Consider the following 10,884-nt stretch of genomic DNA (forward strand, 5'->3'; position numbering starts at 1 on the left):
ACGAAACCCGCCCTGCTTTCCAGAGTGACCTCGTCCGTGCGGTACGGGGGCCTGAGAGATTCCGGGGAGGATTTGCTCCTTCGGCGCCTTCGGATTCGCTCCGGAGGACTCTCCCGCACGGGGTCAGCAGCCATCACCAGCCTACCAGCGGGGTTCGCGGCGGAATTCTCGAGTGGCCAACCCCCCGGATCTGCACTTCTGTAGTGCTTGTGGAGTAGCCGCGACCAGTGGGAGGGACCGTGCAGACCGACATCGATCCGCGCAGCCTGATCGGCCGCAAAGCGTTCGACCGCAAGGGCACCAAGATCGGAACCGTGGACGAGGTGTACCTCGACGACGCGACCGGTGTGCCCGAGTGGGCGGCCGTACGTACCGGACTGTTCAGCCGGGACGCGTTCGTCCCGCTGGAACCCAGCGAATTCGTGGAGGATTCGCTCCGCGTCCCCTTCGACCGTGCGCTGATCAAGGACGCGCCAGACTTCGGCGTAGGCCGCCATCTCTCACCGGAACAGGAGCTCCAGCTCTACCGGCACTACGGTCTGGACTCCCCGCCCGAGGAGACCGGCCCGGACAGGGACTTCGGCAGACTGGCCGGCCAGGACGAGTAGTCCACCGGGTTCCGCACCAGCGGCAGCGGATCGGCCGGTTGCAGTTCCGGATCGTCGATGCGGAACGTACGCACCCGGCCGGGCGCCGATTCGGGTTCCTCGAACCGCACCGTCACCCGGCCGACACCGCTGCCCTGCACCCAGCCATAGCCGTAGGTGTCATGACGTACGTCGTGTCCGGCGGGCCAACGCCGCGCGGCGAGCTGCTCGGCGGTCTCCTGGACCTCCTCCCGCGCACCGTCCACCGGCTTGTCCCCGTCGCCCCCCACCGCTGTCTCCTCCTCGGCGGCTTCCCCGGTTGCGGCCTGCTCACCGGCGGCCTGGGCGAAGAGGTCTTCCTGCGTGTAGTCGGCAAGCCCCGTGACGCCCACCCCCAGGAGCCGTACTCCTCCGGTGGTGTCAACGGCCTCCAGGAGCCGTGCGGCGGCCTCCCGGACCACCGTGGGGTCGTCCGTGGGCCCACGCAGCGTCTCGGACCTCGTGAGCGTGGAGAAGTCGTACCGCCGTACCTTCAGCACCACCGTCCGCCCGGACCGCCCCGCGCCCCGCAGTCGCTGGACGCATCGGTCAGCCAGCCGTTCCACCTCTGCCCTGACCCGCACCCGGTCGTGCAGATCCGCGTCGAAGGTGTCCTCGACCGACACCGATTTCGCGTCCCGCTCCGCGACCACGGGCCGGTCGTCGTACCCGAACGCCATGCGGTGCAGCGAGCCGCCGTGCGCCTTTCCCAGCAGGCGTACGAGCTCCGCCTCACCCGCCTCGACCAGGTCGTTGACCGTCGTCATCCCGGCGCGGCGCAGATGGTCCGCCGTCGCGGGCCCGACGCCGGGGAGTATCCGTACCGACATGGGCGCGAGCAGTTCCCGTTCCGTCCCCGGCTCTATGAGCAGCAGCCCGTTCGGTTTCGCCTCCTCCGAAGCGATCTTGGCCAGCATCTTGGAACCGGCGAGCCCAACCGAGCCGGTGAGCCCTGTCACCGCCTTGATGGCCGTACGCAGCTGCTCACCGATCTCCAGCGCGGAAGCGGCGTCATCGGCCGTGCCACCCGCTTCGAGGTCCACAAAAGCCTCGTCCAGGCTGAGCGGCTCCACCAGCGGGGAGAGCCGCGCCAGCAGCTCCATCACCTGGTCACTGACCGTCCGGTACAGCAGGAAGCGGGGCACCAGATAGGCCGCGTTGGGAGCCAGCCGCCGCGCCTGCGCCGTGGGCATCGCCGAGTGCACCCCGAAGCGCCGTGCCTCGTACGACGCGGTGGCGACGACTCCGCGCGGTCCCAGCCCGCCCACCACGACCGGTTTGCCGCGCAGGCTGGGCTTCGCCGCCTGCTCGGCAGAGGCGTAGAAGGCATCCATGTCCAGATGCAGGATGGTGGGCGCGGCTCTCACATCAATCGATGCTGCCCTACGGCACTGACAATCGCCGCGCCCGATTCCCAGGCCGGGTCAGCCGGCACGGTTGCGTCGACGCGCAAGCTCATCGGTGGGGTTGTTCCCGACCAGCGTCTCGCCGGTGTCCACCCGCTCACCGTGCAGCTGCGACAGGGCGGCGTCGACGTCCTGCCACACCACACCCACGGCGATACCGAAGACCCCCTGGCCGCCCTGGAGCAGATCGACGACCTCGTCGGGCGAGGAGCACTCGTAGACCGTCGCCCCGTCGCTCATCAGCGTCATCCGCTCAAGATCCTGGAATCCGCGGGCCCGCAGATGCTGAACCGTGGTGCGGATGTTCTGCAGGGCGACGCCCGTGTCCAGGAAACGCTTCACGATCTTCAGCAGGACGACGTCCCGGAAGCTGTAGAGCCGCTGTGTGCCCGAGCCGTATGCCGGACGCACGCTCGGCTCGACCAGCCCCGTGCGCGCCCAGTAGTCGAGCTGCCGATAGGTGATCCCCGCGGCCGCGCAAGCTGTCGGCCCGCGATAACCGATGTCGTTGGCCGATGCCACGCCGCCCCCCGCCACCGCCGCCGGTTTAACCGGTTGCCTGATGGTGTGGCCGGCTGTACTCCCCTGCTGCGGATACGGCCCACCCGCTGCCGTACCGTCGCCGCTGCTTCTCACGCCGACCTCCGTCCTTGACCTGCCATCTCGAAGGTAGGCAGTCACTCGGGGTGCGTCAACGATCGCCACACTCGGCACGCCGAGTGATAATCACCCTGAGAGTGGTTTCCCGTGTCTTGCGAGCGGGAAGGGCTTGTCGGATGCGCTGACTGCGACCCCGTAGAACGGTTACTGACTGTTGGTACCGAAGTCCTCCGGTGAGATCTGGTCGAGGAACTCGCGGAACTTCTCCACCTCGTCCTCCTGCTCGTCCGGGATGGCGATACCTGCATCGTCGAGCACCCCGTCACTGCCGTAGATCGGCGTCCCGGTGCGAAGTGCAAGCGCTATGGCGTCGGACGGCCGCGCGCTCACCTCGACCCCACTGGCGAAGACCAGCTCCGCGTAGAAGACCCCTTCCCGCAGGTCCGTGATACGGACCTCGGTGAGCTCCTGGCCGACGGCCTCGAGCACATCCTTGAAGAGATCATGGGTCAGCGGCCTGGCCGGAGCCATGCCCTGCTGGGCGAAGGCGATCGCGGTCGCCTCACCAGGACCGATCCAAATGGGGAGGTACCGGTCGCCTCCCACTTCACGCAGGAGCACGATCGGTTGGTTGGAGGGCATTTCCACCCGGACACCCACAACGTCGAGCTCGTTCACACAGCAACCCTAGGACGTGCTCGGCAGGTTTGGGTAGTCGGGCACCGACGTGATCAGTGGAGCCGGACCCGCAGAGCGGTCTGCACAAGCGCCGAATGAAGCCGTACGGACAACTCTGCGAGCTCCCTCGCGGTGGCCTCGGCATGCGCTCTGGTCTGCGGATTCCGGTGCCGCCGCAGGGGCGCGACCACCTGCTCGATGAGTCCCGCCTCACGGTCCGCGGCCGCCCGAATGGCACGCAGGTGACGCGGTTCCAGACCGAATCGACCCAGATCCGCCACAAGCTTGGCCACCGTGACCATTTCCGCGTCGTAACCGCCCTCGGCAGTCGGAGCGACCAGGCCGTACGACTCCCACTCGTCCAGGTCGCTCTCGGTGACCTCGGCGGCCGCCAGCAGCTCGGCACGGCCGATACGGGCCGCAGTCGCCCGTCCGGAGCCGGCGTCCCAGCCGCCGTCGGTCAGATCCCGCGGGTCGCCCCCGGACGGCAGCGTGGACTGTTCGCCACGGGCGAGGGCATCCAGATGCTCTCGGATGACCTTCAGCGGGAGGTAGTGGTCCCGCTGCATACGTAGCACCTGAGCCAGCCGCTCCACGTCCGCCCCACGGAATTTGCGGTAGCCGGAGGGGGTCCGCTGCGGCTCGACGAGACCCTCGGCCTCCAGGAAGCGAATCTTGGAGATCGTGACTTCGGGAAACTCGTCCCGGAGTTGCAGGAGCACCGTGCCGATGCTCATCGGGCGGTCGTCGGCGGTGGCGGTGCCGTGACCGGCACCGCCCGTCGGTGTTCTCAGCATGGACCTTCCCTGACGGGTCAGATGCCCCGCTGGCTCGCGTAGAAGACCAGCCGGTACTTGCCGATCTGCACTTCGTCACCGTTGGACAGGGCGACGGAGTCGATGCGCTCGCGGTTGACATAGGTGCCGTTCAGGCTGCCCACGTCCCCGACCGTGAAGCTGCCGTCGGGGCTCCTGCGGAACTCCACATGCCGCCGCGACACCGTCACGTCGTCGAGGAAGATGTCGCTCTGCGGATGGCGGCCGGCCGTGGTCAGCTCACCGTCCAGCAGGAAGCGGCTGCCGGAGTTCGGCCCACGTCGCACCACCAGGAGTGCCGAGCCGAGCGGAAGAGCATCGACTGCGGCCTGCGCCTCGGACGAGAGGGACGGTACGGGCGTCTGCCCGGTGGCCTCCGCCTCGTATGCCTCAAGACCCGAGATGGAGATGGTCGAGGTCGTCTCCGAGGCACGCTCGGGAATTCCACCCCTCAGCGGCGCACCGCAGTTGGAGCAGAAGCGACTGGCCTCGGCGTTACGATGCCCGCACCTCGTACAGACCGGCATGGACGAAACCTCCTGCCTCGGGGTGAACCCTCCACCCGTACTTGAGGTTGACGGTTCTGAGAAACCTATGCGGCCGGCACCGGCAGGGTCAACAGACGACGCGCCGGAAGCGCCCGAGTTGTCACTGCCCGAACCGGACATCTGATCGCGGAAGAGCGGGCGCTCCGAGCCCTGCTCCTCCGCCTGGCCATGGCGCGGTGCGCGATGGCGGGCAGCTTCATCGCGAGCGCTCTTGCCGAACAACTTCCCAAACAACTTCACGGGCGATTCCCCTTGACCGAAATAGACCCGCCCGTGGGGCAGGACGAACCCTGAACGAACACACCTGCCGACCCGGACATCTTCACAACGTCCGTATCCACTCGACAGTTTCCACCACGCACCACCATTACGATGCGGCGACCCCCCGCAACCTCCTGCCCGTGTCCTTCGACCCCTCCATGGCGCGGCCTCACGAGGATGACGACCGAGCGTAGTCAGGCCGCTTCGCCGGTCGCAAGACGTCCACGACGATGTCGTCGGCCTGCTCCACATGCACGGTGGCCTGCTCCTTCTCCAGTGTCTGTACCACACCGCCAGGGATGTTCAGCGCCGGCTCCAGATCCTGGGGCTTGCCGATCACCTTGAACACGTACGGCGCGGTGATCTTACGGCCGTCAACCTTGACGTTGCCGCCGTCACCGGAGAAGAACGTATTGGCCACCACTCTCACTCCGTTGACCTCGATCGCTTCGGCACCCGCCGCACGCAACTCCTGCAGCGCGTCGAGCAGCATGTCCGCCTTGATCCCGTCTCCCGGGTCATTGACGGTGAGCGTGATCCCGGGCCCGTGTGCTGCCACGGTGCCGGCGAGAATACCGAGTTGCCGCTCCTTCTCCACCGTCTGCTTACGCGCCTCCTCAGCCTGGTCGGAGCTGTTCTCCAGCTCCGTACGCTGAGCGTCGAGGCGCTGCTTCTCGTCCTCCAGACGCTGTGTTCGGTCGTCCAACTCATCGAGAATGCGGACCAGGTCCTCCTGGCGGGCACCCCGCAGTGCGCTGTTGTCACTGTTCGAGCGCACCTGAATGGCCAGCCCGAGACCGAGGACGAACAGCAGCACCGCCACGATGAGTTGGGCTCGCGTCATCCGCGGCGGCCAGAGACCGGCGATCAGCCGCTGACGTCCGGTGAGCTGCTTGGCGGCGTCGGCCGGCTGCTCGCCGATGCGCCCCATGTCGCTGGGAAGTTCTTCGTTGCTCATCGGCCTCAGGCCCGGAAGACGTGCCGGCGGATGGCCGCGGCGTTGGAGAAGATCCGGATCCCGAGCACGACCACCACACCGGTGGAGAGTTGCGCACCCACGCCCAGCTTGTCGCCCAGGAACACGATCAGTGCGGCCACCACGACGTTCGACAGGAACGACACGACGAACACCTTGTCGACGAAGATTCCGTCGAGCATGGCCCGCAGACCCCCGAAGACTGCGTCGAGGGCAGCCACGACGGCGATCGGAAGATAGGGCTCGACCACCGCCGGCACCTCGGGTCGGACCAACAGTCCGACCACGACTCCCACGACGAGGCCCAGTACGGCGATCACGATGTGCCCTTCCCTGTGTCTGCCGCACCACTGCCGGTGTCTGCGGCCTTATAAGGCTCTGCTGTTCGTACGATCAGGCTCGGCGCAACCGGAAGGTTCACCTTCTCCTGGACGGACATGCTCGTCCGGATGTCGAAGGTGTCCTTGAGCGCCTGCAGATACTGGCCGTCAGCACTGTCCTGGAATGCGGTGCTGAGCTGCTTCCCGTTCCCCACCGCCAGCAGCGTGTACGGCGGCACGAGCGGTCTGTTGTCGACCAGTATGGCGTCGCCGGCCGCACGGATCGCCGACAGGGCTGTCAGACGCTGCCCGTTGATCGCGATCGCTTCCGCACCGGACTGCCAGAGTCCGTTGACGACCCGTTGCAGGTCCCGGTCGCGGACCCGCCCGGTGTCGGCGAATCCGCTGGTCTCCCTCGGCCCGCCACCGCCCTGGTCAGTGTCCTTGGCGTCGTCGATGACGAGTTTCACGCCGGGCCCCTCCACCGCTGTCGCCCCGGCGAGCAGTGCCACCAGCTCCCCCTGGTCCCCGCCGTGCTTCTCCAACGCCTTGCGCTGGCGCCTGCCCACGTCGTCCCGGAGCTTGTCGACCTGCGACTCAAGGGTGTCGGCCGCCGCCGTCTCCCCGTCGATACGATCGATCAACTCCTGGCGCTCCTTGGCGAGGACCGGCGCGGAGACACGTGCCTGCGCAGCCCCGAGCGTGACCACAAGCGCAGCAAGCACCAGACATGCGGCGAGGCCGAGTCTCGACTTGAGCGTGCGGGGCATGCCCGCGCTCCCGTCGGCCTTCCGACGCGCCGATGCCTCGGCGTATCCGTCGTCCAGGCTGTGGTCCATCACATTGGTCAGCAGCGACATGGACGCGTCGGGGCGCGCAGGAGGCGAGGCGGTACTCCGATCGGGGGGCTGCTGCGACATGCCGCACATCGTCGCACGTCGCCACTGCTACCGCCGAATGGCCCCACCGGTGTGCCCAAAGGCGTCGCTGGACGCCGCCGGGAACACCGGTGGAACCCTCAGTGACCTGCGCTCTCCACGACCGCCGCCCATTCGCCCAGCAGCGCCTGTGCGGAGGCGTCGTCCGGGCCCTCAGCCCACAAATGGGTGACCGCTTCGGCCGGGTCCGGCAGCACCATCACCCATCGCCCGTCGGCCTCCACGACCCGTACGCCGTCCGTCGTGTCGACACTGCGGTCACCGGCGGCCTCCACGACCCGCCGCATGACCAAGCCCTTGACGGCCCAGGGTGTGGCCAGATCACGGCGCAGGACATGGGCACGGGGAATACGGGCATCGATCTGGCTGAGAGTGAGCTGGGTCCTGGCGACGAGCCCGATGAGTCTTACGAAAGCAGCCGATCCGTCGAAGACGCTGCTGAATTCGGGAACGATGAATCCGCCGCGGCCGTCTCCACCGAAGATGGTGCCTTCCTCGCGTCCCACACGCGTCAGATCGTCGGGCGATGTCGTCGTCCATTCGACCTGCGTGCCGTGGTACGCCGCGACCTGCTCGGCGACCCGCGTCGTGGTCACCGGCAGTGCCACCCGCCCGCTGCGCCGCTCGGCCGCCACGAGGTCGAGCATCACCAGGAGCGCCCGGTCGTCCTCCACGATCCTGCCCCGTTCGTCGACCAGGGAGAGCCGCTCGCCCACCGGGTCGAACCGCACGCCGAACGCGGCCCGTGCCGAGGAGACGATCTCGCCCAATCGCACCAGCCCTGAGCGCCGGGTCTCGGCGGATTCGGTGGGCCGTGATTCGTCGAGGCCGGGGTTGATGGTCAATGCGTCCACGCCGAGCCTGCCCAGCAGGCTGGGCAGGACAAGCCCGGCACTGCCGTTGGAGGCGTCGACGACAACCTTGAGACCCGCGTCGGCGATCCCCGCGGTGTCCACGTTCCGCAGCAGCGATCCGGTGTACGAGTCGAAGACGCTGGACGGGAAGTGCAGGTCCCCGATCTCCCCCGGGAAGGCACGGCGGTATTCCTGACGTGCGTAGACCCGGTCCAGCTTCCGCTGCCGCGCCTGGGAGAGGTCCGCGCCCCGCTCGTCGAAGAACATGATGTCTACCGAGTCGGACACGCCGGGGGACGTACGGATCATGATCCCACCGGCGCTGCCCCGCGCGGTCTGCTGGCGTGCGACGGGCAGCGGTACGTTCTCCAGGTCCCGGACATCGATGGCACTGGCCTGGAGCGCCGAGATCACCGCTCTCTTCAGCGCACGGGCGCCGCGGGAGTGGTCACGGGCGGTGGTGACCGTCGAGCCCTTCTTGAGGGTCGTGGCATAGGCTCCGGCGAGCCGGACCGCCAGCTCCGGCGTGATCTCGACGTTCAGAATCCCGGACACACCGCGGGCCCCGAAGAGGTGGGCCTGTCCGCGAGATTCCCAGATCACCGAGGTATTGACGAAGGCGCCCGCCTCGATGGTCTTGAACGGGTAGACGCGGACATTGCCCTGAATGATCGATTCTTCACCGATCAGACACTCGTCTCCGATGACCGCGCCGTCCTCGATGCGGGCGGCCCGCATGACGTCGGTGTTCTTACCGATCACGCATCCGCGCAGATTGCTGTGCTGGCCGATGTAGACGTTGTCGTGAACCACTGCCCTGTGCAGGAAAGCGCCGCTCTTCACGACGACGTTCGACCCGATGACCGTGTGCTCGCGAATCTCCGCTCCGGCTTCGACCTTTGCGTAGTCCCCGATGTAGAGGGGTCCCCGCAGTACCGCGTCGGGATGTACGTCCGCGCCTTCCGCGACCCATACACCCGGCGAGATCTCGAAGCCGTCGATCTCGACGTCGACCTTGCGCTCAAGAACGTCTGCCTGGGCCTTCACATAGCTCTCGTGGGTACCGACATCCTCCCAGTAGCCCTCGGCAACATAGCCGTAGATGGGCTTTCCTTCCTTCATGAGCTGCGGGAAGACATCACCGGACCAGTCCACGGAGACGTCGGCCTCGACGTAGTCGAACACCTCGGGTTCCATGACATAGATTCCCGTATTGACGGTGTCCGAGAAGACCTGGCCCCAGGTCGGCTTCTCCAGGAAACGCTCGACCTGGCCCGCCTCGTCCACGATGGTGATGCCGAATTCCAGAGGATTCGGCACACGGGTCAGGCACACCGTCACCAGCCCGCCCTTTTCCTTGTGGAAGGCGATGAGGTCGGTGAGATCGAAGTCGGTGAGCGCGTCACCGGAAATAACGAGGAAGGTGTCGTCCTTCAGCGCTTCCTCGGCATTCTTCACGCTCCCCGCGGTGCCGAGCGGTTTCTCCTCATTGGCATAACTGAGCTCCATCCCGAGCTCTTCGCCGTCCCCGAAGTAGTTCTTGACCAACGAGGCAAGAAACTGGACCGTTACGACGGTCTCGTTGAGCCCATGCCGCTTGAGCAGCCGAAGCACATGCTCCATGATCGGCCGATTGGCGACGGGCAGAAGCGGCTTGGGCATGCTTGAGGTCATGGGACGAAGACGAGTGCCTTCGCCGCCAGCCATCACGACGGCCTTCATGTCGGAAACGTCCTCCTTGCAGAGACGACGGTTTAGCCGACTTCGCCCGTCAGGGCACCACCTGGGTCATCAGCGGCGGGCCGGCCACACTGCGCGGCACCCGCATCAACGAGCTCAATCGGCTGCTGCATCCGCCTTGACGAGCCGGCGGACCTGAACCACGTAGAGGATCCCTGCCCACCAATAGAGCGTTGTACCCCAACCTGCGAACGCCCATCCGAAAATGGTGGCCAGCGATGCAAGCCAACCACTTCCGTCGCTGAGCAGCAACAAGGGGAACGCGTACATCAAGTTGAACGTGGCAGCCTTCCCCAGAAAGTTAACCTGGGGCGGCGGATAGCCGTGGCGGCGAAGGATTCCCACCATCACGAGGAGCATCAGCTCGCGGGCCAGAAGTGCTGCGGCGAGCCAGAGCGGCAGGATCTCCCGCCAGGTCAGACCGACGAGGGTCGAAAGGATGTAGAGGCGGTCTGCAGCAGGGTCCAGGAGCCGACCGAGGCTGCTGATCTGGTTCCACCGGCGGGCGAGCTTACCGTCGAGGTAGTCGCTGATGCCACTGAACATCAGCACCAGCAAAGCCCAGCCATCGCTTTGGGGGCCGCCGAACACAGGGCGAAGAATCAGCCACAGGAAGAGCGGAACCCCGACAAGGCGAGCCATGCTGAGGATGTTGGGGATGGTGAGTACCCGGTCCGTCTGAACCCGAGTCTCCTGGACCTCCACCCGGGGGCCTCCTGTGTGAAGAACGTGCCAATGATGCCCCCTGACCTTACCCTCAGCCACCGCCGGTAGGTGCACAGGGGTAACGCAAGACCTCGCGAACGCAGAAAAGCCCCGTGCCACAAGGGCACGGGGCTTTCCCGTAAAAGGAGTTCGGCGGCGTCCTACTCTCCCACAGGGTCCCCCCTGCAGTACCATCGGCGCTGAAAGGCTTAGCTTCCGGGTTCGGAATGTAACCGGGCGTTTCCCTAACGCAATGACCACCGAAACACTATGAAATTAACCAACACCGGAACACAACACGGCCGTTCGTTATTTCAGAACTAACACAGTGGACGCGAGCAACTGAGGACAAGCCCTCGGCCTATTAGTACCAGTCAGCTCCACCCGTTACCGGGCTTCCACATCTGGCCTATCAAC

At 66.5% G+C, this 10,884-nt stretch carries 11 protein-coding genes, 2 rRNA genes and 1 riboswitch; of the genes, 1 reads left to right on the plus strand and 12 read right to left on the minus strand.

What is annotated here, in order from left to right:
* Window positions 1-29: 29 nt before the first annotated feature.
* A riboswitch (glycine riboswitch) is annotated at window positions 30-126 on the minus strand.
* 113 nt (window positions 127-239) lie between these two features.
* On the plus strand, window positions 240-608 hold the full coding sequence (locus ACZ7IB_RS24505) for a PRC-barrel domain-containing protein (RefSeq protein ID WP_327276384.1): 369 nt from the start codon (window positions 240-242) through the stop codon (window positions 606-608).
* Here the strand turns inward: ACZ7IB_RS24505 and ACZ7IB_RS24510 are convergent.
* The 12 genes from ACZ7IB_RS24510 to ACZ7IB_RS24565 all read right to left on the minus strand — a co-directional run.
* On the minus strand, window positions 533-1,993 hold the full coding sequence (locus ACZ7IB_RS24510; RefSeq protein WP_470915639.1) for a DNA polymerase IV: 1,461 nt from the start codon (window positions 1,991-1,993) through the stop codon (window positions 533-535). The genes ACZ7IB_RS24505 and ACZ7IB_RS24510 overlap by 76 nt on opposite strands.
* A 57-nt stretch (window positions 1,994-2,050) precedes the next feature.
* Complete coding sequence (locus ACZ7IB_RS24515) at window positions 2,051-2,668, minus strand: MerR family transcriptional regulator (RefSeq protein WP_398632447.1); 618 nt, start codon at window positions 2,666-2,668, stop codon at window positions 2,051-2,053.
* A gap of 168 nt (window positions 2,669-2,836) precedes the next feature.
* Window positions 2,837-3,310 carry a bifunctional nuclease family protein gene (locus ACZ7IB_RS24520; RefSeq protein ID WP_006123076.1) on the minus strand — a complete coding sequence of 158 codons (474 nt, stop codon included), beginning with the start codon at window positions 3,308-3,310 and terminating at the stop codon, window positions 2,837-2,839.
* Window positions 3,311-3,363: 53 nt separating this feature from the next.
* Window positions 3,364-4,107, minus strand: a complete 744-nt coding sequence (gene ftsR / locus ACZ7IB_RS24525) for a transcriptional regulator FtsR (RefSeq protein WP_470915641.1) — start codon at window positions 4,105-4,107, stop codon at window positions 3,364-3,366.
* Window positions 4,108-4,124: 17 nt separating this feature from the next.
* Complete coding sequence (locus ACZ7IB_RS24530; protein ID WP_470915643.1) at window positions 4,125-4,913, minus strand: FHA domain-containing protein; 789 nt, start codon at window positions 4,911-4,913, stop codon at window positions 4,125-4,127.
* A 190-nt stretch (window positions 4,914-5,103) separates the two neighbouring features.
* Entirely contained in the window at window positions 5,104-5,892 is a 789-nt protein-coding gene (locus ACZ7IB_RS24535; RefSeq protein ID WP_470915645.1) for a DUF881 domain-containing protein, read from the minus strand.
* A 5-nt stretch (window positions 5,893-5,897) separates the two neighbouring features.
* On the minus strand, window positions 5,898-6,230 hold the full coding sequence (locus ACZ7IB_RS24540; protein WP_003970459.1) for a small basic family protein: 333 nt from the start codon (window positions 6,228-6,230) through the stop codon (window positions 5,898-5,900).
* Entirely contained in the window at window positions 6,227-7,150 is a 924-nt protein-coding gene (locus ACZ7IB_RS24545; protein WP_470915647.1) for a DUF881 domain-containing protein, read from the minus strand. The genes ACZ7IB_RS24540 and ACZ7IB_RS24545 overlap by 4 nt, the downstream gene beginning before the upstream one ends.
* Window positions 7,151-7,248: 98 nt before the next feature.
* Window positions 7,249-9,744, minus strand: a complete 2,496-nt coding sequence (locus ACZ7IB_RS24550) for a sugar phosphate nucleotidyltransferase (RefSeq protein WP_470915649.1) — start codon at window positions 9,742-9,744, stop codon at window positions 7,249-7,251.
* A gap of 114 nt (window positions 9,745-9,858) precedes the next feature.
* Entirely contained in the window at window positions 9,859-10,467 is a 609-nt protein-coding gene (locus tag ACZ7IB_RS24555; RefSeq protein ID WP_470915651.1) for a CDP-alcohol phosphatidyltransferase family protein, read from the minus strand.
* A 148-nt stretch (window positions 10,468-10,615) separates the two neighbouring features.
* A 5S ribosomal RNA gene (rrf, locus tag ACZ7IB_RS24560) occupies window positions 10,616-10,732 on the minus strand.
* A 79-nt stretch (window positions 10,733-10,811) separates the two neighbouring features.
* Window positions 10,812-10,884, minus strand: a 23S ribosomal RNA gene (locus ACZ7IB_RS24565); the annotation flags it as partial.

It is taken from the genome of Streptomyces sp. NPDC037301, from assembly GCF_055602785.1.